This is a genomic window from Buttiauxella sp. S19-1 (genome assembly GCF_022134725.1).
Taxonomy (GTDB): domain Bacteria; phylum Pseudomonadota; class Gammaproteobacteria; order Enterobacterales; family Enterobacteriaceae; genus Buttiauxella; species Buttiauxella ferragutiae.
Genome location: NZ_JAHWLU010000002.1, coordinates 44122 through 66366 on the forward strand (window position 1 = coordinate 44122; position 22245 = coordinate 66366).

Sequence of the window (22245 nt, forward strand, 5' to 3'; positions counted from 1 at the left end):
TTATTTTCGCCTCGTTTTCAGGCAACTGGTGGTCTTCCAGCGTAATGGGTATCAAACGGTCAGGTTAGTTGCCGCTTGCGGCTATTAGCAGTAATTTTCTGAATAAACTTGGAGGTTTTCATGGCTGTCGCTGCCAACAAACGTTCGGTGATGACGCTGTTTTCCGGTCCTACTGACATCTATAGCCATCAGGTACGTATCGTACTGGCGGAAAAAGGTGTTAGCGTTGAAATTGAGCATGTGGAAACGGATAACCTGCCTCAGGATCTGATTGACCTCAACCCAAATCACAGCGTACCGACCCTGGTTGACCGCGAACTTACTCTGTGGGAATCCCGTATCATCATGGAATATCTTGATGAGCGTTTCCCGCATCCACCATTAATGCCGGTTTACCCGGTTGCACGTGGTGAAAGTCGCCTGTACATGCATCGTATCCAGAAAGACTGGTATTCGCTGATGCATATCGTGATGAACGGTTCGGCTCAAGAAGCTGATGCTGCTCGCAAGCAATTACGTGAAGAATTGCTGGCTATCGCACCTGTATTTACTCAGAAACCTTTCTTCCTGAGTGATGAGTTCAGTCTGGTAGATTGCTACCTGGCACCACTGCTGTGGCGTTTGCCGCAGATGGGTATCGAGCTGACAGGCGCTGGTTCTAAAGAGATGAAAGGCTACATGACTCGCGTATTTGAACGTGATTCATTCCTCGCTTCTCTGACCGAACCTGAGCGTGAAATGCGTCTGCAGACCCGGGGCTAATTGATGGATATGTCACAATTGTCACCACGTCGTCCGTATCTACTTCGTGCTTTTTACGAGTGGCTATTGGATAACCAGCTCACTCCGCATCTGGTGGTGGATGTGACATTGCCTGGCGTACATGTCCCGATGGAATATGCACGTGACGGGCAAATTGTCCTGAATATTGCACCACGTGCCGTAGGTAATCTGGAGTTGTCCAACAGCGACGTGCGTTTTAACGCGCGCTTCGGTGGCGTTCCACGCCAGGTATTTGTTCCTATGGCCGCGGTTCTGGCTATCTACGCTCGGGAAAATGGTGCTGGCACTATGTTCGAGCCAGAAGCCAGTTATGACGAAGATGGTGAAAGTCATAATGATATTGAGCAGTTGCCGTCTGATTCAGAAATGGTCATGCAAGTGATCGACGGCTCACGCCCCGATCATGATGAAGATGACAACGGTCCGGATGACGAGCCACCTCCACGTGGTGGACGTCCAGCTCTGCGCGTAGTGAAGTAACTCGCAAGCGTTAATCGGAAATCGAAAGCCAGTCTGATGACTGGCTTTTTCTTGCCTAAAATAAACATGCGGACGGCATCTTTACGTAAGCCACGAATTGCTGTGTTATGATTCGACAATATTATTTGCGATCTTCCTTCCATTAAACGGCCAATTCTGACGCGATGAGCACATTTGACGAGCAGCCACCTGAGACGACTGAAACCATCGGCCATACGATGCGCCGTCGCCCGCTTGCGCGTAAAAAACTCTCAGAAATGGTGGAAGAAGAGCTCGAGCAGATGATTCGCCGACGTGAGTTTGCCGAAGGCGAGCAGTTGCCTTCTGAACGTGAACTGATGGCTTTTTTCAATGTTGGCCGCCCTTCGGTGCGTGAAGCACTGGCGGCGCTCAAACGCAAAGGGTTGGTGCAAATCAGCAATGGCGAACGCGCCCGCGTTTCGCGCCCTTCCGCAGATACCATTATTGGTGAGTTATCTGGCGTCGCGAAAGATTTCCTCGCACGGCCTGGCGGCATTGCGCACTTCGAGCAACTGCGCATGTTCTTTGAATCAAGCCTGGTCCGCTACGCAGCGGAATTTGCCACAGATGAGCAAATCGCCCGTCTTGGAAAAGCGCTGGAGATGAACAATCAGGCGCTGGATGACAACGATCTGTTTATTCGATCCGATATTGAATTCCACCGCGAGCTGGCCGAGATCCCCAATAACCCGATCTTCATGGCGGTGCATGTCGCCTTGCTCGATTGGCTGATTGCCGCGCGTCCCGCGGTTTCGCAGGACGTTCTTCTCGCCCACAATACGGTTAGCTACCAACAGCATATCGACATCTATAACGCGATCCAGGCTCGTGATCCTGATGCGGCTGACGCCGCCCTGAAAGCGCACCTGAAAAGTGTATTTGCCTCTTACTATCCCGCACCACGCAAACGCACAGCGAAAAAATAACCTGCATTAATCTGCGATCCCGCGCACGTCTTTGCCGGTAACGTCTGCACACCCATCATAATTTCGTATGAACAGGATCGCATTCTTAGCTCTCCGCGCTGTGGTGTTTAGTTTTTGATCTGGTATAACAGGTATAAAGGTATATCGTTAACATCAGAAACCAGACAACACAGAGGCATTTATGAAACAGAATCTTCGCGGTGTGATGCCCGCACTGCTTACTCCATTTAATCAGCAACAGCAGATAGACACCGAAAGCTTACGGCGCCTGGTTCGTTTCAATATTGAGCAGGGGGTTGATGGCCTTTACGTCGGCGGCTCAACCGGGGAAGCCTTCCTGCAAAGTTCACAGGAACGTGAACAGGTGCTGGAAATCGTCGCGGAAGAGGCTAAAGGTAAAGTGACCTTAATTGCCCATGTCGGCAGTATCAGCACCCATGAAAGCCAGACGCTGGCGAGTGCTGCACACCGTTACGGGTTTGATGCCGTCTCCGCAGTGACACCTTTCTACTACCCATTCAGCTTTAACGAACATTGCGACCATTACCGCGCCGTGATTGATTCATCCGGCGGTTTGCCGATGGTGGTTTACAACATCCCTGCGTTGAGTGGCGTGAAACTGACGCTTGAGCAGATTGGTACTCTTATCAACTTGCCGGGAGTGGGCGCATTAAAACAAACCTCCGGCGATCTTTATCAGATGGAGCAGATCCGCCGTGCACATCCGGATCTGGTGCTCTATAACGGTTATGACGAGATCTTCGCATCAGGCCTGGTGGCAGGTGCTGATGGCGGCATTGGTAGCACTTACAACGTGATGGGCTGGCGTTACCTCGCCATCAAACAAGCGGTGCTCGAAGGGGATATGCAGCGCGCAAGCCATCTACAAAGCGAATGTAATAAAGTCATTGATCTGTTGATTAAAGTGGGCGTTTTCCGTGGACTGAAAACCCTGCTGCACTATATGGATGTGGTAGCGGTACCGCTGTGCCGTAAGCCGTTTGCCCCGGTTGATGAGCAATATCTGCCGGAGCTGAAAGCGCTGGCAAAACAGCTGCAGAGCGAGCGTGCAACGTTCTGAATAATAAATGATGCTGAACGCCAGTATCGCTAATACCTAATCTAACCAAAGGGCGGGTTTTCGCAAACCCGCACCGGGAGTGCTTTATGAATAACACTACCCAACAGATCCCGTGGTATCGCCATCTTACCAAACCGCAATGGAAAGCGTTTTCGGCAGCCTGGATTGGCTACTTACTGGATGGTTTTGATTTTGTCTTAATAGCGTTAGTACTGACTGAAATTCAAAGTGAATTTGGCCTGACGACCATTCAGGCCGCGAGTTTAATCTCGGCTGCATTTATCTCGCGCTGGTTTGGCGGCCTGGTTTTAGGGGCGATGGGCGACCGCTATGGCCGCAAACTGGCGATGATCACCAGTATCGTACTGTTTTCTTTCGGCACGCTGGCCTGTGGTTTTGCCCCAGGTTTTACCACCATGTTCTTTGCCCGACTGCTGATTGGCATGGGAATGGCGGGTGAGTACGGCTCGAGCGCTACCTATGTTATCGAAAGCTGGCCGAAACAGATGCGGAATAAAGCGAGTGGTTTTCTGATCTCCGGCTTTTCTGTTGGGGCGGTGATCGCCGCTCAGGTGTATAGCGTAGTGGTGCCTGTCTGGGGCTGGCGTGCACTGTTCTTCATCGGCATTTTGCCCATTATTTTCGCGCTCTGGCTGCGTAAAAACATCCCCGAAGCAGAAGACTGGAAAGAGAAGTTTGCCGATAAAAAACCAACCAAAACCATGGTGGATATTCTGTATCGCGGCGAACACCGGCTTATCAATATTGGCCTGACGATTGTCGTCGCAACGGCACTTTACTTCTGCTTTGCCGGTAACCTTGGCAATGCGCTACTGATTGCAGTTCTCGGCCTGATTTGTGCGGCCATCTTCATTAGCTTTATGGTGCAAAGTAGTGGCAAACGCTGGCCGACAGGCGTCACGTTGATGATCGTCGTGTTCTTCGCCTTCCTCTACTCCTGGCCGATTCAGGCCTTACTGCCCACCTATCTGAAAACTGAACTGGCCTACGACCCTGCAACGGTGGCTCATGTTCTGTTCTTTAGTGGATTTGGTGCCGCAGTCGGTTGTTGTGTGGGTGGCTTCCTGGGCGACTGGCTAGGGACGCGCAAAGCCTATGTTTGCAGCCTGCTGGCATCACAGCTGTTAATTATTCCGGTATTCGCAATTGGTGGCGGCAACATTTGGGTGCTGGGCCTGCTGCTGTTCTTACAACAAATGTTGGGGCAGGGTATTTCGGGAATATTACCTAAGCTTATCGGCGGTTATTTCGATACCGAACAGCGTGCCGCAGGTCTTGGCTTTACCTATAACGTCGGCGCGCTCGGTGGCGCACTGGCTCCGGTGATTGGCGCGACTATCGCTCAGCGCCTTGATTTAGGGACGGCGCTGGCATCGCTGTCGTTCAGCCTGACGTTTGTAGTCATCCTGTTGATTGGCCTGGATATGCCATCACGTATCCAGCGTTGGATCCATCCAGAAGCGGTGCGTACTCACGATGCCATCGACGGCAAACCATTCAGTGGGGCGGTCGTTTCGGGTAGCCACAAGACTAAATTGATAGGGAACTGATATGTCACTGATTGAAAAAATGGCCCGGCAGATAGAAGTGGCAGGCGGCCTGATTGTCTCCTGCCAGCCGGTTCCTGCAAGCCCACTTGATAAGCCTGAAATCGTTGCGGCTATGGCGCTTGCGGCGGAACAAGCGGGTGCTGTCGCGCTGCGTATCGAAGGTATTGAGAATCTGAAAGCCGCGCGGGCGCTGGTTTCACTGCCGATTATCGGCATTATCAAACGCGATCTTCCCGATTCGCCGGTGCGAATTACGCCATTTCTCGAAGATGTTGACGCCCTGGCGCAAGCCGGGGCGAATATCATCGCTTTTGATGGCACCGATCGGGAGCGCCCGGTGCCAGTCAGTGAACTGTTGGCACGTATTCATCAACACGATTTGTTGGCGATGGCAGATTGTTCTTCGGTTCAGGACGGTTTTTATTGCCAGCAGCAGGGGGCTGAACTGATAGGCACCACGCTGTCTGGTTATCTAACGGCACACACGCCCAATGAGCCTGACCTTGCGTTAGTGCGGGCGTTAAGCGATGAAGGTTGTCGTGTCATTGCAGAAGGCCGTTATAACTCGCCAGAATGGGCGGCGCAGGCAATGAAGCATGGTGCATGGGCGGTGACCGTTGGCTCTGCCATTACGCGTCTGGAACACATTTGCCAGTGGTATCAGGATGCGCTGACAAAGGCGGTTAAATGACTACGCTTGCGATAGATCTCGGCGGCACAAAACTGGCCGCAGCCCTGGTGGACCGCGAACTGAATATCATCGAAAGGCGGGAGGCTATGACGCAAGCCGGCCAAAATCCCGATGCTTTACAGGCCTGTCTTACAGAACTCGTTGCTCCGCTGGCGTTACGTGCGCAGCGCGTTGCTATTGCTTCCACCGGCATTATCGAAAATGGCATGTTGACGGCTATCAACCCGGATAACCTGGGCGGGCTGGCGCATTTTCCGCTGGTCGAGGTGCTAACTCGTTTGACCCATTTACCCTGTATCGCCGTGAATGATGCGCAGGCGGCGGCGTGGGCGGAGTATCACGCACTTACAGTAGAAGCCCGCGATATGGTGTTTTTGACAGTGTCGACAGGAGTCGGCGGTGGGATTGTGAGCAACGGCCAGCTGCTGGTTGGCGCAGGAGGATTAGCAGGACACCTGGGTCATACGCTTGCCGATCCAAACGGGCCGCGTTGCGGCTGTGGGCGCAGAGGATGCGTGGAGGCTATCGCATCCGGGCGGGGCATCGCTGCTGCGGCACAAGGGGAGCTGGCAGGCTGTGATGCGAAAACGATTTTTGCTCGCGCAGCTCAAGGCGATCCCCAGGCGAATGCTCTGGTACAACGTTCCGCGCAGACCCTGGCGCGCCTGATTGCTGATGCCAAAGCGGCTACCGATTGCCAGTGTGTGGTGATTGGCGGCAGTGTCGGGCTTGCTACTGGCTATTTGCCCTTGGTTAAAGAGTTTCTCGCCCAGGAGCCGGATATCTATCACCCGCAGCTTTTCGCCGCGCATTATCAACATAACGCAGGCCTGCTAGGGGCTGCACGTTTAGCACAGGAAGCCATGCCATGATCGCCGGAGATATTTATCAGCCAGAAGCCGCAGGTTTACCCGCAGCCATTCTGAATGCACTTCGTGTTGCGTTAGCCGAACAGCCGCAGCTTAAGGAGCCGGGGAAGTACGTTCTGCAAGGCGAGGCGCTGTTTATGAACGTCATGACGTTTTCCACCCAGCATGCCGATGAGAAGAAAGCGGAACAACATCGGGAATACATCGATATTCAGGTGTTACTGGAAGGGACGGAAAGGATTTTCTATGGGAATTTTGAGCGTGCGCGTGAGTGTGAGGAATTTCATGCGGAAGAGGATTACCAGCTTTGCAACCATATTGATAAGCAACAGGTGCTAACACTCCATCCCGGTCAGTTTGCCGTATTTATGCCGCTGGAACCCCATAAGCCTGGATGTGTGGTTACGCACGCGGAGCCTATCAAGAAAGTGGTTGTCAAACTGCATCGCAGCGCGCTCGAAGCATAAAAAAGCCCGGTGATATGAATATCACCGGGCTTTTTAACATCGGCAGTTCGTTAAACTTCGAGGAAGTTCAGGATCCCATCAGCCGCTTTACGGCCTTCAGCAATGGCTGTCACCACCAGGTCAGAACCACGAACGGCATCACCACCGGCGAAGATTTTCGGGTTGCTGGTCTGGAATGGATTATCACTGCCTTCCGGTGCCAAAATACGGCCCTGGCTGTCCAGCTCAACGCTGTGTTTTTCCAGCCACTGCATAGCATGTGGACGGAAACCAAACGCCATAATCACTGCATCAGCCGGTACAACGTGCTCAGAACCGGCAACGATTTCCGGGCGACGGCGGCCATTGGCATCCGGTGCACCCAGTTCAGTACGGGCAACTTTCACACCCGATACGCGGCCATTAGCGTTAACTTCCACACCCAGAGGCTGTACGTTGAACTGGAATTCCACACCTTCTTCACGCGCGTTTTTCACTTCGCGTTTAGAACCCGGCATGTTTTCTTCATCGCGGCGATAAGCACAGATAACGTGCGTTGCACCCTGGCGAACAGAACTACGCACGCAGTCCATCGCGGTATCACCACCGCCAAGCACCACTACGCGTTTACCTTCCATATTCACATACGGCTCTTCCGGTGAATCACCGAAGCCCATGATCTTTTTGGTATTAGCGATGAGGAATGGCAGCGCGTCAAATACGCCTGTCGCATCTTCATTCTCTAAACCACCGCGCATTGACTGATAAGTCCCTACGCCGAGGAACACGGAATCGAATTCTTTCAGCAAGTCGTCAATCTGAACATCACGGCCAACTTCAGTATTCAGCTTGAACTCAATACCCATGCCGCTAAAGATTTCACGGCGTTTGGTCATCACTTCTTTTTCCAGCTTGAACGCTGGAATACCGAAGGTCAGCAGGCCGCCGATTTCAGGATGACGGTCATACACCACCGCTTTCACACCGTTACGTGCCAGCACGTCGGCACACGCCAGCCCCGCAGGACCCGCCCCGATGATAGCGACGCGTTTGCCGGTTTGCTTCACTCCGGTCAGGTCTGGTTTCCAGCCCATCTCAATCGCTTTATCGTTGATATAGCGCTCGATATTCCCGATGGTGACGGCACCAAACTCATCGTTCAGCGTACAAGAACCTTCACACAGGCGGTCTTGTGGGCAAACACGGCCGCACACTTCCGGCAGGCTGTTTGTCTGGTGAGACAATTCAGCCGCTTCAATAATGCGCCCTTCGTTGGCCAGCTTAAGCCAGTTTGGAATGTAGTTATGAACCGGGCATTTCCATTCACAGTACGGGTTACCGCAGGACAGGCAGCGGTCTGCCTGTGCTTTGGCCTGGCCTTCTGAGAACGGCTCGTAAATTTCCACAAATTCAATTTTACGGATCTTGAGCGGTTTCTTTGGCGGATCAACGCGCTGTAAGTCGATAAATTGATAAACGTTTTGACTCATCGTGACCTCTTACTGCGCCTGCACCCGCAACTCGGCGGCGCTTCGACTACGGTGACCCAACAATGCTTTGACATCACTGGACTTCGGTTTAACCAACGTGAATTTCGAGGCAAATGCCGGCCAGTTAGCCAGAATTTCTTCGCCGCGCTGGGAACCCGTCAGCTGCACATGCTCGGTAATCATACCGCGCAGGTGTTCTTCGTGAATCGCCAGCTCTTCAACGTTAATAAGCTCAACCAGCTCAGGGTTAACGCGTTTACGGAAATCACCCTCTTCATCCAGCACGTAAGCGAAACCACCGGTCATACCTGCACCGAAGTTCACGCCTGTCTTACCGATGACGCAGACAATACCACCCGTCATGTATTCACAACCGTTATCGCCAATACCTTCAACTACGGTGATTGCACCAGAGTTACGTACTGCGAAACGCTCGCCCGCACGGCCAGCAGCATACAATTTGCCGCCAGTAGCACCGTACAAACAGGTGTTACCGATGATGGTCGCTTCGTGGCTGCGGAAGGCGGATCCCACCGGAGGACGCAATGAAATTAAACCGCCTGCCATGCCTTTACCGACATAGTCGTTAGCATCACCAGTCAGGTGCAATTCAACGCCACCGGCATTCCACACACCGAAACTCTGCCCGGCAGTACCGCTGAAATGCGCTTTAATTGGGTCGGCAGCCAAACCCTGGTCACCGTTATGTTGCGCGATATAACCGGACAACGTGGCACCTACAGAACGGTCAGTGTTGCGGATATCAAACCAGAACGTTTTGCTCTGTTTATCGTCCACATACTGTTTCGCCTGAGCAAGCAGTTGCGCGTTCAGGTCGCCTTTATCAAATGGCGGGTTATTTTCGGTGCAGAACACCGCTTTGCCCGGCATCGGCTCGGCTGTTTTCAGCAGATTCGACAAATCCAGGTTTTGTTGTTTGGCAGTAAATCCGTCCAGCTCTTTGAGCAAATCAGTACGGTCAATCAGGTCAACCAGGCGCTTCACGCCTAACTGCGCCATCAACTCACGGGTTTCACGAGCGATGAATTCAAAGTAGTTGGTCACTTTGAACGGCAGGCCGTGATAGTGGTTTTTACGCAGTTTTTCATCCTGAGTTGCAACACCGGTTGCGCAGTTGTTCAGGTGGCAAATACGCAGGTATTTACAACCCAATGCGACCATTGGCCCGGTACCAAAACCGAAGCTTTCCGCGCCGAGAATCGCGGCTTTGATGATGTCTAAGCCCGTTTTCAGGCCGCCATCAACCTGCAGGCGAATCTTGTGACGCAGACCGTTGGCAACCAGTGCCTGTTGTGTTTCCACCAGGCCCAGTTCCCACGGGCAACCAGCATATTTCACGGAAGACAGCGGGCTTGCACCTGTACCGCCATCGTAACCGGCGATAGTAATCAGGTCGGCATAGGCTTTCGCCACACCGGTTGCGATGGTGCCCACACCTGGTTCGGAAACCAGTTTGACGGAGATCATCGCTTTCGGGTTGACCTGCTTAAGGTCGAAAATCAACTGCGCCAAATCTTCGATAGAGTAAATATCGTGGTGCGGCGGAGGCGAAATCAGCGTAACGCCAGGCACGGAATAACGCAGTTTTGCGATATACGGTGTGACTTTATCACCTGGTAACTGACCACCTTCACCTGGTTTTGCACCCTGAGCGACTTTGATCTGGATAACATCCGCGTTCACCAGGTAAGCCGGAGTCACGCCGAAGCGACCAGAAGCGACCTGTTTGATACGGGACACTTTGTTGGTGCCGTAACGTGCAGGATCTTCACCGCCTTCACCGGAGTTAGAATTGCCGCCGATGCTGTTCATCGCCTCGGCCAGTGATTCGTGCGCTTCCGGGCTTAACGCACCGATAGACATCGCCGCAGTATCGAAGCGTTTATACAGCTCAGTGGCTGGCTCAACGTCTTCGATTCTCACTGTTTCGCCTTGCGGATTCAGTGCGAGCATATCGCGCAGTGTTGCCACCGGGCGCTCGTTCACCAGCTTCGCGTACTCTTGATAATCTTTGTACTCACCGCTGTTTACGGCTTTTTGCAGCGTCTGAACCACGTCTGGGTTATAGGCGTGATATTCGCCACCGTGGACGTATTTCAGCTGACCACCCTGGTCCAGCGGCTTACGAGCAAGCCATGCGCGCTTAGACAGGTTCAGCAAATCTTGTTGGAAGTCGTTGAACCCGGCACCGCCAATGCGACTAACAACGCCCTGGAAGCACAGTTCAGAAACTTCTTTATGCAGGCCAACCGCTTCAAACAGTTTCGAGCAACGATAAGAGGCGATAGTCGAGATGCCCATTTTGGACATGATCTTGTACAGGCCCTTGTTGATGCCGTTGCGGTAGTTCTGCATTACTGCGCGGTAAGATTTTTCAATCGCGCCGTTATCGACCAGTTTCGCCAGCGTTTCGTAGGCGAGGTATGGATAGATGGCGGTGGCACCAAAGCCAAGCAGAACAGCGAAGTGGTGCGGGTCACGCGCACTTGCCGTTTCAACAATAATATTGGCATCACAACGCAGATTCTTCTCGACCAGGCGAGTCTGAATCGCACCCACTGCCATTGGCGCTGGAACCGGCAGGCGATCTTTCGCGATGTTACGGTCAGACAGCACCAGCAAAACTGTACCGTTGCGAACCATGCGTTCAGCTTCGTCGCACAGTGCGTTGACGGTTTCATGCAGCGATTGAGCTGAAGCATCGTAAGTGATGTCCAGCGTGTCGGCACGGTAGTGCTGCTCTTCAAGCGAAGTGAGCTGCTGGAAATCAGACCACAGCAGAATTGGTGATTTGAAGCTCAGGCGGTGCGCCTGGCCTTCTGCTTCACAGAAGACATTCATTTCACGGCCAATGCTGGTCGCCAGAGACATTACGTGAGCTTCACGCAGCGGATCGATTGGCGGGTTTGTCACCTGCGCAAACTGCTGGCGGAAGTAATCGTAAATAATGCGTGGCTGGCTGGAGAGCACGGCAAACGGGGTATCATCACCCATTGAGCCGACGGCTTCCTGGCCATTTTCACCCAGCACGCGAATCACAGAATCCAGTTCTTCAACACTGTAATTGAACTGCTTCTGGAAGCTTGCCAGCGTATCGTCATCCAGTTCACGAGTACCGACTTCTTCGTCAGGCAAATCTTCAAACGGCACTAAACGACGAACGTTATTTTCCATCCACTCTTTATAAGGGTGGCGGCTTTTCAGATCGGCATCGGTTTCAGCGGAATGCAGAATGCGCCCGATACGCGTATCGATAACCATCAATTCGCCAGGACCGACGCGGCCTTTTTCGACCACTTCGTCAGGCTGGTAATCCCAGATCCCAACTTCGGATGCACAGGTAATCAGCTTATCTTTAGTAATGACGTAGCGTGCCGGACGCAGACCGTTACGGTCCAGGTTACACGCAGCGTAACGCCCGTCGGACATTACGATACCGGCCGGGCCATCCCACGGTTCCATGTGCATGGAGTTAAAGTCGAAGAAGGCACGTAGCTCCGGGTCCATGTTCGGGTTGTTCTGCCAGGCTGGTGGCACCAGCAAACGCATGGCACGAACGATGTCCATCCCGCCAGCTAATAGCAGCTCAAGCATGTTATCCATTGAGCTTGAGTCGGAGCCGGTTTCGTTAACGAATGGCGCTGCGTCATGCAAATCTGGGATCAGTGGAGTCTGGAACTTGTAAGTACGCGCGCGCGCCCACTGGCGGTTACCAGTGATAGTGTTGATTTCACCGTTGTGCGCCAGGTAGCGGAACGGCTGAGCCAGCGGCCAGCGTGGTACGGTGTTGGTGGAGAAACGTTGGTGGAACAAGCAAATGGCTGATTCCAGGCGTAAGTCCGCTAGGTCCAGGTAGAAGCGCGGCAAATCTGCCGGCATACACAGACCTTTATAGATGTTGACCAGATTTGAGAGACTACAAACGTAGAAGTCTTTGTCCTGAATACGTTTTTCGATGCGGCGACGGGCGATAAACAGGCGACGTTCCATATCACGTGGGCGCCAGCCAGCCGGAGCATTAACAAAAATTTGTTCGATACGAGGTTTTGAGGAGAGGGCGATTTCACCGAGTACGTCTTCATTGGTTGGCACTTCGCGCCAGCCAACAATCGACAGGGTTTCGTTTTGCAACTCTTCTTCAACGATACGACGGCTTGCTTTAGCCAGCGCATCATCTTTATTTAAGAAAATCATGCCGACGGCATAATTTTTTGCCAAACGCCAGCCACGCTCTTCCGCAACGATTCGGAAGAAACGGTCAGGCTTTTGCAACAGCAGGCCACAACCATCACCGGTTTTACCATCGGCAAGGATTGCTCCACGGTGTTGCATTCGGGCCAGTGCGTGAATAGCAGTACGCACTACCTTGTGGCTAGGTTCGCCTTCTATGTGGGCGATCAGGCCGAAACCACAGTTATCCTTCTCAAGGGATTTATCGTACAACATATCAGTGAACCTCCCCAGGCTCTACGTGATTCCCGATACCGTTTGCGTCCAGACGCAGCAAGGGCATGGCGACGGGGTTTGCGAATCTACGCATACCGCGCGTGTCGCCCTCTTGATGTCTAACGCATCCGGTTTCACAAGTGTTGAGGACTTGCTTTAGAGGGAATCTAAATTACTGCATAAATATGATGGGCACAGAACCCACCCAGAAAGCTTCCAGCGGATTTCCAAGTTATCGGGAAAGCGCACACAGGTCAAATGGCATTCTTATTTATACGATTATGTGCTAATTGCTATTTAACATTATGAATATAAACATTTTATTATCATTTTTATCGGATTTAAGCGGCAAGAAGATCACCTGGGTATTGTGATCTCTCTCACTATCCTGGAGGCTGAAAAATTCCAGAGCGTGCTGGAGATGATGGTATTGGCAGGATCTTATGCTATCAACGCGGTGTGGCGTGTTGTATGACACTGTTTTTCACAAGGCCACATATTCTTTAAAAATAGAGGGTCAATATAAGGAAAAGTAATCATCTTGCTTGTGATTAGAATTGCACTTATTTTGCATTTATATGCAATAGATAAAGCTGCGCCACAGCGATTGATCCAGGTCATCGCTAAAATGGGCAGAAAATGGCAGGCTACCTCCCTTTTACAGGGCGGCCCATCAGATTATGCAGTTACAGAAATTAGTCAATATGTTTGGTGGGGATCTTCAGCGTCGTTATGGTCACAAAGTCCATAAACTCACGCTGCATGGCGGTTTCAGTTGCCCAAACCGCGACGGTACTATTGGACGCGGCGGCTGTACTTTCTGCAATGTCGCTTCTTTCGCCGACGAAACCCAACAAAACCATTCTATCGCTGAGCAGCTCGAACGCCAGTCACAGCTGGTAAACCGGGCAAAACACTATCTCGCTTATTTTCAGGCTTACACCAGTACGTGGGCAGAAGTGCAGGTGCTTCGCTCGATGTATCAACAAGCCGTTAGCCAGGCCAGTATTGTCGGCTTATGTGTTGGTACGCGCCCGGATTGTGTGCCGGATAGCGTGCTCGATTTGTTAAGTGAATATCATGACAAAGGTTATGAGGTCTGGTTAGAACTTGGCTTGCAGACGGCGCATGACAAAACGCTACATCGAATAAATCGTGGGCATGATTTTGCCTGTTATCAGGAAACGACACGTCGTGCCCGTGCGCGCGGCTTGAAAGTTTGCAGCCACTTGATTGTTGGCCTGCCTGGAGAAGGTCAGGAACATTGCCTGCAAACGCTCAAGCAAGTCGTTGAGACGGGCGTGGATGGCATCAAACTGCATCCACTCCATATAGTCAGCGGTAGCACGATGGCGAAAAGTTGGCAGGCAGGACGACTGCAAGGCATCGAACTGGAAGAGTATGCGACTACCGCAGGTGAGATGATTCGCCATACGCCGATCGATATTGTTTATCATCGCATATCTGCCAATGCCCGCCGTCCGACACTGCTGGCACCGCTGTGGTGTGAGAACCGATGGACCGGAATGGGGGCAATCGATAAGTATTTGACGGAGCATGGAACACAAGGCTCGGCATTGGGTTCGCCATGGACCCCAGCAATTCTGTCGTAATCCCTAAGCGTGCGGTATATTTAGCTGATTGAAGGCGAGGGAAACGTTCCATGAAGCAAATCCGGTTACTGGCACAGTATTACGTTGATTTGATGGTGAAGCTCGGATTAGTGCGCTTCTCATTATTGTTGGCTTCCGCCCTGGTGGTGTTGGCTATTGTGGTGCAAATGGCCGTGACGATGTTGTTACGTGGCCAGGTTGAAAGCATTGATGTCGTCCGCTCTATCTTTTTTGGACTGCTAATTACTCCCTGGGCTGTCTATTTCCTTTCTGTGGTGGTTGAACAACTCGAAGAGTCTCGCCAAAGGCTGTCAAAACTGGTGCAGAAACTTGAAGAGATGCGCGAAAGAGACCTGAAACTTAATGTGCAGCTTAAAGACAATATTGCGCAATTAAATCAGGAAATTGCCGTTCGCGTGAAAGCAGAAGATGAGCGTCAAACTATGCTTGAGCAACTCAAAGTTGAGATGCAGGAGCGTGAAGAGACGCAAATTCAGCTTGAGCAGCAATCGTCGTTTTTACGCTCATTCCTCGATGCTTCCCCGGATCTGGTTTTCTATCGTAATGAAGATAAAGAATTTTCAGGCTGTAACCGTGCCATGGAGTTGTTGACGGGCAAAAGTGAGAAGCAACTGATCAGACTGAAGCCAGAAGAGGTCTACTCGCCAGAAGCAGCCCAAAAGGTTATCGAAACGGATGAAAAAGTGTTCCGCCATAACGTTTCGCTCACCTATGAACAGTGGCTGGATTACCCCGATGGGCGCAAAGCCTGCTTTGAAATTCGCAAAGTGCCGTATTACGACCGCGTGGGTAAGCGTCACGGTTTGATGGGCTTTGGCCGCGATATTACCGAGCGCAAGCGTTACCAGGATGCACTTGAACGCGCCAGTCGCGATAAAACCACCTTCATTTCAACCATCAGCCATGAACTGCGTACACCGCTAAATGGGATCGTCGGTTTGAGCCGTATCTTGCTCGATACCGATCTGAATCCTGAACAAACCAATTACCTCAAAACCATTCATGTATCGGCAATAACACTCGGTAATATTTTCAACGATATCATTGATATGGATAAGCTTGAACGTCGCAAAGTCCAGCTTGATAACCAGCCGATTGATTTCACTGGTTTCCTGGCTGATTTAGAGAATCTTTCCGGTTTGCAAGCACAGCAAAAAGGGCTGAAGCTGGAAATGAACTCTACGTTACCACTGCCGCATAAAGTGGTGACCGATGGAACACGTCTGCGCCAAATCCTTTGGAATCTGATCAGTAACGCCGTTAAGTTCACGCCAAAAGGAGGACTGGTTGCTGTGCGCGTGTGTTATGAAGAAGAAAACACGTTGCGCTTCGAAGTTCAGGATTCCGGCATTGGCATTCCTCAAGACGAACAGGACAAAATCTTCGCCATGTATTATCAGGTGAAAGACAGTCATGGCGGCAAACCGGCTACCGGTACGGGAATTGGCCTGGCGGTATCGCGCCGTCTGGCGAAGAGTATGGGTGGCGATATTACCGTTAGCAGCAAGCCCGGTGAAGGTTCGTTGTTTACCCTGACCGTGCAGGCACCGCGTGTTGCGGATGAAGTTGAAGATACCCTTGAAGATGATGAAATGCCGCTGCCGGCATTGCACGTCTTATTGGTTGAAGATATTGAACTCAACGTGATTGTTGCGCGTTCCGTGCTTGAGAAGCTCGGCAATAGCGTCGATGTCGCGATGACCGGTAAAGAAGCGCTAGAAAAATTCACCCCAGGGGAATATGACCTGGTGCTGTTGGACATCCAGTTACCTGATATGACGGGGCTGGATATTTCCCGGCAACTGACCACGCATTATGCGCGTGAAGATTTACCACCGCTGGTGGCATTGACTGCTAACGTATTGAAAGATAAAAAAGAGTACCTGGATGCTGGCATGGATGATGTGCTGAGCAAACCCCTCTCTGTTCCGGCGTTAATGGCGATGATCCAAAAATTCTGGGACAACCAACAGTCAGAGTCTAAGAAGGAGTCTCAAGTGCCTCAAGTTAATAGTGAAAAGCAGCAAGCATTGCTCGATATTCCAATGCTTGAGCAGTATATGGACCTCGTCGGACCAAAACTGATTACTGATGGGCTGGCGATGTTTGAAAAAATGATGCCGGGCTATCTGAGTGTACTGGACTCCAATATGACTGCTCGCGACCAGAAAGGGGTCGTGGAAGAAGGTCATAAGATTAAAGGAGCCGCAGGGTCTGTTGGGCTACGTCACTTGCAGCAAGTTGCTCAGCAAATTCAATCGCCGGACTTACCTGCATGGTCAGAAAACGTCGGTGAGTGGATTGAAGAGTTGAAACAAGAATGGCAACACGATGTTGATGTTCTGAAAGCCTGGGTGGCAAATGCTCCCAAAAAATGACCCCGGATAAACCGGGGTGCGCGAATTCTGCGCCAACACCAGGGAAAAGTCAGGTTGCGCCGTTGAGTTATAAGTCTTTATCCAAATGGCGCAGCCGATAATCTTGTGTGCTGCTCAGGCATTAAGATAGCAAATCTTAAATAGTTTGTTACATGAAACAGTAAAATGTGTGAAGCATAGCGATCAAATCATCATAACTGATGATGAAATTTGCATGATGAAAAGGAATGGCTGAATGAAGAAGATTGGTGTGGTGCTCAGTGGGTGTGGGGTCTACGACGGAAGTGAGATTCAGGAAGCTGTGATTACCCTGCTGGCTATCGCTCGGTCAGGTGCTGAAGCGGTATGTTTTGCACCCGATAAACCTCAAGCAGATGTTATTAATCACCTGACTAATAATAAGTCTATTGAGCATCGTAATGTGCTGGCTGAAGCGGCGCGAATTACTCGTGGTGCGGTAGCGCCATTAGCGCAGGCCGATGCCAGTCAACTGGATGCGCTTATTGTGCCTGGCGGTTTTGGCGCGGCGAAAAACTTGTGTAATTTTGCAAGCCATGGGAGCGACTGCCAGATTGATAGCGATCTACGCCGTCTGGCTCGTGATTGCCATGCCCAGGGTAAACCACTCGGCTTTATTTGTATTGCCCCAGTGATGTTACCAAAAATTCTTGATGTGCCGGTGCGTTTGACTATCGGTACAGATATCGACACGGCAGAAGTCGTTGAAGAAATGGGGGCCGAACATGTTCCGTGCCCGGTTGACGATATTGTGGTTGATGAAGAACACAAAGTGGTGACCACGCCTGCTTATATGCTGGCGACCCGTATCGATGAAGCCGCAATGGGTATCGAAAAGCTGGTGGCCCGCGTCGTGGATATGACTGCATGAAGAAAGGGCGTATCGCGCTCTTGAGCTTTTTCAAGCGCTGGCTGTTGCGTGGTCTACTGGCACTGGCGGGAATTTGGCTGGTTGGGATAATCCTGTTTAGTTTTATGCCGGTGCCGTTTTCAGCAGTGATGGTCGAGCGGCAGTTTAGTGCCTGGTTCAGCGGTGATTTTAGTTATGTTGCGCACTCGGATTGGGTGAGCATGGACGAGATCTCGCCGTGGATGGGGCTGGCGGTGATTGCGGCAGAAGACCAGAAATTCCCTGATCACTGGGGGTTTGATGTAACGGCAATTGAAAAAGCTATTGCACATAATGAGCGAAATGAAAATCGCGTTCGTGGTGCATCCACACTCTCTCAGCAAACGGCGAAAAACCTATTCCTGTGGGATGGTCGTAGTTATCTGCGCAAAGGCCTGGAAGCGGGATTGACCCTTGGCATGGAAGTAGTCTGGACTAAACGCCGCATCCTGGCGGTTTACCTGAATATCGCGGAGTTTGGTGATGGGGTTTTTGGTGTGGAAGCCGCCTCGCAGCGCTATTTCCATAAACCTGCCAGCCGCCTTACGGCATCAGAAGCAGCACTTCTCGCAGCCGTTCTCCCTAATCCCATTCGCTTTAAAGCGAATGCACCTTCCGCTTATGTACACCAGCGTCAGCAATGGATTTTGCGCCAGATGCGCCAGCTAGGTGGCGAATCGTTTATGGCGCAGCATGAGTTGAAGTGAGCTAATTAGTCTTCGTCAAAACCGGCATTGAATAGCGCGATAACGGCGTTCAATGCCTGTTCTTCTTCGGGGCCAGTGACTTCAATTTCAATGTGACCCCCTTTAGCAGAATCCAGCATCAGCAATGCAATGACGCTATTGGCTTCAGCTTCCGTGCCAGCCTCGTTGCGCAGCATCACTTCGGCGTCAAAGCTTTGTACCAGTTCGAACAGCTTCATCGCTGGGCGTGCGTGCATGCCCAGTTTGTTGGTTATCTCAACGGTCTGTTTTACGGTCATGTTTTACGTTTTTCCAGCGTGCGGTGACGGGATTGCACGTTCTTGCCGCGTGAACGGAAATAATCTGCCAACTGTTCAGCGATATAAACTGAACGGTGTTTACCGCCGGTACAGCCAATCGCCACAGTTAGATAGCTGCGGTTATTGGTTTCCAGCATAGGTAACCATAGCTCAAGATAGCTACGCGTCTGGTAGATAAAATTGTGGACTTCGGTATGACGGTCGAGGAACGCAGCAACAGGTCTGTCCAGACCGGTCATCGGGCGCAGCTTCGGGTCCCAGTGCGGGTTTGGCAGGAAGCGCACATCGAACACGTAATCCGCATCAATCGGAATACCATGTTTAAAGCCAAAGGACTCGAACACCATTGTCAGCTCACGTTCACGTTTACCAAGCAAACGGGTACGCAGCATTTCCGCGAGCTCATGCACCGACATCTCAGAGGTGTCGATGATCAGATCGGCTCTGGATTTCAATGGCTCCAGCAAGTCACTTTCTTCATCTATCGCACTTTCCAGCGAGAGATTTTTACTGGAAAGCGGGTGCAAGCGGCGCGTGTCACTATAACGACGAATCAGCGTGTTGCGATCGGCATCAAGGAATAACAATTGTGGTGAGAATGAGTCAGGCAGATTGGTCATTGCCTGTTCAAAGATCTCCGGATTTTCCGGCATGTTACGCACGTCGATGCTGACTGCCGCAGAAATTTGGCGTTCTGCGAGGGTTTTAGCAAGATCAGGTAATAGCACCACTGGTAGGTTATCTACACAGTAGAATCCCATATCTTCTAGTGCACGCAAGGCTACAGACTTCCCTGAACCAGAGCGGCCGCTGACAATCATCAGCACCATGTTTTCACTCCCCCAACTTTTCTTGCTGCGGCATACCCGTGACCGCAGCCAGATTATTCACTTTCACTACCTTGTTCTGTTTCGGTAATGATCTGATAAAGCTCTTCATCGCTCTGTGCAGAACGCAGGCGGCGGCAAATCGTTTTGTCAGCCAGACGTTTTGCTACCAGAGACAAAGTATGTAAGTGCGTTTTTGTTTGATCCGCAGGAACAAGCAGCGCAAACATCAGGTCAACCGGTTGGTTATCGATGGCGTCAAAAGCGATAGGGGTTTCCAGTTTAATAAACACCCCAACGGCACGAGTCGTATCTTCTTCCAGTTTCCCATGGGGAATGGCGATGCCATTTCCGATACCGGTACTGCCCATGCGTTCGCGCGTCAATACAGCCTCAAATACCACTTGTGGTGGCAGGCCGAGCTGTTTTGCTGCCAGTTCACTGATGATTTCCAGTGCACGCTTTTTACTCTGGCAATGTACGTTGGTACGGGTACATTCCTTGTTCAGGACTTGACTAAGTTGTAGAGCAGAATCGTTGTTCATCATAAGTTCACCTAAGCACCCTGTTATGCTAACGGCCCGCTACTCCACGCAACGAGCCGTCTTTACCCTTCATACTTCAAGTTGCATATGCGTTGGCTTCCTCGCTCACCCCAGTCACTTACCAGAGTAAGCTCATGGGGATTCACTGTGTAGCCGCCTTTCTGCAACTCGAATTATTTTGGGTAACTGCTTAAACAGTTGCCCGGATTATCAGTGTTGTTTTAGTTTATCTTTATGTTTGGTTAACTGGCGAGCCAGTTTATCAATCAGACCGTCAATCGCCGCATACATATCCTGCCCTTCCGCGCTGGCATGAATTTCACCACCATTTACATGAAGCGTTGAATCGGCAATATGCGTGACTTTTTCCACTTTTAACACAATATAGACTTGGTTAATTCTATCGAAGTACTGCTCCAGTTTGGCAAACTTCGTACTCACAAATTCGCGCAGTGCGTCAGTGATTTCGACGTTATGTCCTGTAATGTTGAGCTGCATAGTGTCTTCCTTATCGGTTAAGTCAAACCAACTGTTTACGCTGATTTGACGGTGGTATGGATAAAGACTCTCGGTACTTCGCAACAGTGCGGCGTGCCACCATGATCCCCTGATCCGATAGCATAGTCGTTAACTTGCTATCACTCAGTGGTTTCGCAGGGTTTTCCGCAGCAATTAATTTCTTCACCAATGCACGAATTGCCGTCGAGGAGGCTTCACCTCCACCTTCGGTATTAACGTGGCTTGAGAAGAAATACTTCAATTCAAAAATGCCGCGTGGGCTATGTAAATATTTTTGCGTGGTCACTCGGGAAATGGTCGATTCATGCATTTCTACGACCTGAGCGATATCAGCAAGCACCATCGGTTTCATGTGCTCTTCGCCGTGTTCAAAAAAGCCTTGTTGCTGTTCAACGATACAGCGACTGACGCGCAGCAGCGTGTCGTTCCGGCTTTCCAGGCTCTTAATCAGCCACTTTGCTTCTTGCAGATTACTGCGAATAAATTGCGAGTCGCTGTCATTGCGGGCACTGGTGCCCATTGCAGCGTACTGCTGGTTTATTTTCAGGCGAGGGAGGCTGTCGGCATTGAGTTCTACAGTCCAGTGACCTTGCGTTTTTTTCACCAGAACATCCGGTATGACATATTCCGGTTCACCGGTCTGAATGGATTGCCCTGGGCGTGGGTCAAGAGACTGAATCAGGCACATTGCCTCTTTCAGCACCTCTTCTTTCAGACGGGTGACGCGCATCAGGCTGCGGAAGTCATGGTTAGCGAGCAGATCCAGGTGATCGCTGACAATCAAGCTGGCTTCGGTTAACCATGGCGTTTCGCGAGCGAACTGTGAAAGCTGTATGAGCAGGCAATCGCGTAGATCACGTGCGGCAACACCCACAGGATCGAAGCGTTGAACGCGTTTGAGTACGGCTTCCACTTCGTCGAGGGTGATTTCGTCATCACCCATGCTTTCCAGAATTTCTTCCAGAGAAACTGTGAGATAACCCATTTCGTCAACGGCATCGACAATAGAGGTCGCAATTGCTGTGTCAGTATCTGAAAACGGGGTGAGATCAACCTGCCACATCAGATAATCCTGAAGAGACTGGGTCGTTTCCCCCTGATAAACCGGCAATTCGTCGTCGATATAATCGCTTCCGGTTCCTGATGGAGTGCCTGCGGTGTAGATTTCGTCCCAACTGGTATCCAGCGGTAACTCGTCAGGCATTTCTTTTTGCTCAAGCGCCTCACGGGTATCTAACGCTTCGTTTTCACGTACTTCCTGAGTTTCAACTTCTTCATGCAGATCGGTTTGCTCAAGCAGTGGGTTACTTTCCAGTGCTTGCTGAAGTTCTTGCTGTAGCTCTAACGTCGAAAGTTGCAACAGACGAATTGCCTGCTGTAACTGGGGAGTCATAGCAAGTTGTTGGCTAAGCCGTAATTGCAAACCTTGCTTCATATTCAGAGCGAGCTTCCTCAGGTTATACTCGTCATACTTCGAGCTGCAGGGGTGTTGACTGCACTCCTTCACCCCAGTCACTTACTCAAGTAAGCTCCTGGGATGAACTCCCTTGTCGCCTACCTGCAACTCGAATTATTTTGAGTATAAATATTATAATTTTTACTAC

At 51.2% G+C, this 22245-nt stretch carries 19 protein-coding genes; 12 read left to right on the forward strand and 7 right to left on the reverse strand.

From position 1 onward, the window contains the following. Positions 1-120: 120 nt before the first annotated feature. The 8 genes from sspA to nanQ all read left to right on the forward strand — a co-directional run bounded on the left by sspA (position 121) and on the right by nanQ (position 6889). On the forward strand, positions 121-762 hold the full coding sequence (sspA, locus tag MES37_RS00870; protein ID WP_034498882.1) for a stringent starvation protein SspA: 642 nt from the start codon (positions 121-123) through the stop codon (positions 760-762). A 3-nt stretch (positions 763-765) separates the two neighbouring features. Next, positions 766-1263 (forward strand): ClpXP protease specificity-enhancing factor, encoded by a 498-nt coding sequence (sspB, locus tag MES37_RS00875; protein WP_064543074.1) that lies wholly within the window; start codon positions 766-768, stop codon positions 1261-1263. Positions 1264-1427: 164 nt separating this feature from the next. Then, positions 1428-2210, forward strand: coding sequence for a transcriptional regulator NanR (locus tag MES37_RS00880; RefSeq protein ID WP_064543077.1), 783 nt, complete (start codon positions 1428-1430; stop codon positions 2208-2210). A 181-nt stretch (positions 2211-2391) separates the two neighbouring features. Then, positions 2392-3291, forward strand: a complete 900-nt coding sequence (gene nanA, locus MES37_RS00885; RefSeq protein ID WP_064543080.1) for an N-acetylneuraminate lyase — start codon at positions 2392-2394, stop codon at positions 3289-3291. A gap of 86 nt (positions 3292-3377) precedes the next feature. Further along, the gene (locus tag MES37_RS00890) at positions 3378-4862 is read left to right on the forward strand and encodes an MFS transporter (protein WP_121814807.1); all 1485 of its coding nucleotides are present in this window, start codon (positions 3378-3380) and stop codon (positions 4860-4862) included. Between the two features lies 1 nt (position 4863). Further along, positions 4864-5553 carry an N-acetylmannosamine-6-phosphate 2-epimerase gene (locus tag MES37_RS00895; RefSeq protein WP_121814808.1) on the forward strand — a complete coding sequence of 230 codons (690 nt, stop codon included), beginning with the start codon at positions 4864-4866 and terminating at the stop codon, positions 5551-5553. Beyond that, positions 5550-6425 (forward strand): N-acetylmannosamine kinase, encoded by an 876-nt coding sequence (gene nanK, locus MES37_RS00900; protein ID WP_237929906.1) that lies wholly within the window; start codon positions 5550-5552, stop codon positions 6423-6425. Before MES37_RS00895 ends, nanK begins: the two co-directional genes overlap by 4 nt. Further along, complete coding sequence (gene nanQ, locus MES37_RS00905; protein ID WP_064543088.1) at positions 6422-6889, forward strand: N-acetylneuraminate anomerase; 468 nt, start codon at positions 6422-6424, stop codon at positions 6887-6889. Before nanK ends, nanQ begins: the two co-directional genes overlap by 4 nt. A gap of 50 nt (positions 6890-6939) precedes the next feature. Here nanQ and MES37_RS00910 read toward each other — a convergent pair whose 3' ends face one another. Then, positions 6940-8358, reverse strand: a complete 1419-nt coding sequence (locus MES37_RS00910) for a glutamate synthase small subunit (RefSeq protein WP_064543090.1) — start codon at positions 8356-8358, stop codon at positions 6940-6942. Between the two features lie 9 nt (positions 8359-8367). Then, positions 8368-12825, reverse strand: coding sequence for a glutamate synthase large subunit (gene gltB, locus MES37_RS00915; RefSeq protein ID WP_237929907.1), 4458 nt, complete (start codon positions 12823-12825; stop codon positions 8368-8370). Between the two features lie 680 nt (positions 12826-13505). On the opposite strand from gltB, the gene MES37_RS00920 reads away from it, so the two are divergent. The 4 genes from MES37_RS00920 (at position 13506) to mtgA (ending at position 18451) form a co-directional block, all read left to right on the forward strand. Further along, positions 13506-14438 carry a TIGR01212 family radical SAM protein gene (locus MES37_RS00920; RefSeq protein ID WP_237929908.1) on the forward strand — a complete coding sequence of 311 codons (933 nt, stop codon included), beginning with the start codon at positions 13506-13508 and terminating at the stop codon, positions 14436-14438. Between the two features lie 50 nt (positions 14439-14488). Further along, on the forward strand, positions 14489-16837 hold the full coding sequence (gene arcB, locus MES37_RS00925) for an aerobic respiration two-component sensor histidine kinase ArcB (RefSeq protein ID WP_064543094.1): 2349 nt from the start codon (positions 14489-14491) through the stop codon (positions 16835-16837). 235 nt (positions 16838-17072) lie between these two features. Beyond that, complete coding sequence (gene elbB / locus MES37_RS00930) at positions 17073-17726, forward strand: isoprenoid biosynthesis glyoxalase ElbB (protein ID WP_064543096.1); 654 nt, start codon at positions 17073-17075, stop codon at positions 17724-17726. After that, positions 17723-18451, forward strand: a complete 729-nt coding sequence (gene mtgA / locus MES37_RS00935; RefSeq protein WP_232886465.1) for a monofunctional biosynthetic peptidoglycan transglycosylase — start codon at positions 17723-17725, stop codon at positions 18449-18451. Before elbB ends, mtgA begins: the two co-directional genes overlap by 4 nt. Before the next feature lie 5 nt (positions 18452-18456). Here mtgA and npr read toward each other — a convergent pair whose 3' ends face one another. From npr to rpoN, 5 genes are all read right to left on the reverse strand, one after another. After that, positions 18457-18729: a PTS phosphocarrier protein NPr gene (gene npr, locus MES37_RS00940; RefSeq protein WP_064543100.1), complete on the reverse strand. Its 273-nt coding sequence runs from the start codon at positions 18727-18729 to the stop codon at positions 18457-18459. Continuing rightward, the gene (gene rapZ / locus MES37_RS00945) at positions 18726-19580 is read right to left on the reverse strand and encodes an RNase adapter RapZ (protein ID WP_120064597.1); all 855 of its coding nucleotides are present in this window, start codon (positions 19578-19580) and stop codon (positions 18726-18728) included. Before rapZ ends, npr begins: the two co-directional genes overlap by 4 nt. Before the next feature lie 53 nt (positions 19581-19633). Next, positions 19634-20125 carry a PTS IIA-like nitrogen regulatory protein PtsN gene (gene ptsN / locus MES37_RS00950; protein ID WP_064543104.1) on the reverse strand — a complete coding sequence of 164 codons (492 nt, stop codon included), beginning with the start codon at positions 20123-20125 and terminating at the stop codon, positions 19634-19636. A gap of 207 nt (positions 20126-20332) precedes the next feature. Then, on the reverse strand, positions 20333-20620 hold the full coding sequence (gene hpf / locus MES37_RS00955; RefSeq protein ID WP_064543106.1) for a ribosome hibernation promoting factor: 288 nt from the start codon (positions 20618-20620) through the stop codon (positions 20333-20335). A 22-nt stretch (positions 20621-20642) separates the two neighbouring features. Then, positions 20643-22076, reverse strand: coding sequence for an RNA polymerase factor sigma-54 (gene rpoN, locus MES37_RS00960; RefSeq protein WP_064543108.1), 1434 nt, complete (start codon positions 22074-22076; stop codon positions 20643-20645). Positions 22077-22245: the final 169 nt, after the last annotated feature.

What these genes read in the sequence shown, in the direction of transcription:
- sspA (WP_034498882.1), top strand. Translation starts at nt 121, where the DNA reads ATGGCTGTCGCTGCCAACAAACGTTCGGTGATGACGCTGTTTTCCGGT.
- sspB (WP_064543074.1), top strand. Translation starts at nt 766, where the DNA reads ATGGATATGTCACAATTGTCACCACGTCGTCCGTATCTACTTCGTGCT.
- MES37_RS00880 (WP_064543077.1), top strand. Translation starts at nt 1,428, where the DNA reads ATGAGCACATTTGACGAGCAGCCACCTGAGACGACTGAAACCATCGGC.
- nanA (WP_064543080.1), top strand. Translation starts at nt 2,392, where the DNA reads ATGAAACAGAATCTTCGCGGTGTGATGCCCGCACTGCTTACTCCATTT.
- MES37_RS00890 (WP_121814807.1), top strand. Translation starts at nt 3,378, where the DNA reads ATGAATAACACTACCCAACAGATCCCGTGGTATCGCCATCTTACCAAA.
- MES37_RS00895 (WP_121814808.1), top strand. Translation starts at nt 4,864, where the DNA reads ATGTCACTGATTGAAAAAATGGCCCGGCAGATAGAAGTGGCAGGCGGC.
- nanK (WP_237929906.1), top strand. Translation starts at nt 5,550, where the DNA reads ATGACTACGCTTGCGATAGATCTCGGCGGCACAAAACTGGCCGCAGCC.
- nanQ (WP_064543088.1), top strand. Translation starts at nt 6,422, where the DNA reads ATGATCGCCGGAGATATTTATCAGCCAGAAGCCGCAGGTTTACCCGCA.
- MES37_RS00910 (WP_064543090.1), bottom strand. Translation starts at nt 8,358, where the DNA reads ATGAGTCAAAACGTTTATCAATTTATCGACTTACAGCGCGTTGATCCG.
- gltB (WP_237929907.1), bottom strand. Translation starts at nt 12,825, where the DNA reads ATGTTGTACGATAAATCCCTTGAGAAGGATAACTGTGGTTTCGGCCTG.
- MES37_RS00920 (WP_237929908.1), top strand. Translation starts at nt 13,506, where the DNA reads ATGCAGTTACAGAAATTAGTCAATATGTTTGGTGGGGATCTTCAGCGT.
- arcB (WP_064543094.1), top strand. Translation starts at nt 14,489, where the DNA reads ATGAAGCAAATCCGGTTACTGGCACAGTATTACGTTGATTTGATGGTG.
- elbB (WP_064543096.1), top strand. Translation starts at nt 17,073, where the DNA reads ATGAAGAAGATTGGTGTGGTGCTCAGTGGGTGTGGGGTCTACGACGGA.
- mtgA (WP_232886465.1), top strand. Translation starts at nt 17,723, where the DNA reads ATGAAGAAAGGGCGTATCGCGCTCTTGAGCTTTTTCAAGCGCTGGCTG.
- npr (WP_064543100.1), bottom strand. Translation starts at nt 18,729, where the DNA reads ATGACCGTAAAACAGACCGTTGAGATAACCAACAAACTGGGCATGCAC.
- rapZ (WP_120064597.1), bottom strand. Translation starts at nt 19,580, where the DNA reads ATGGTGCTGATGATTGTCAGCGGCCGCTCTGGTTCAGGGAAGTCTGTA.
- ptsN (WP_064543104.1), bottom strand. Translation starts at nt 20,125, where the DNA reads ATGATGAACAACGATTCTGCTCTACAACTTAGTCAAGTCCTGAACAAG.
- hpf (WP_064543106.1), bottom strand. Translation starts at nt 20,620, where the DNA reads ATGCAGCTCAACATTACAGGACATAACGTCGAAATCACTGACGCACTG.
- rpoN (WP_064543108.1), bottom strand. Translation starts at nt 22,076, where the DNA reads ATGAAGCAAGGTTTGCAATTACGGCTTAGCCAACAACTTGCTATGACT.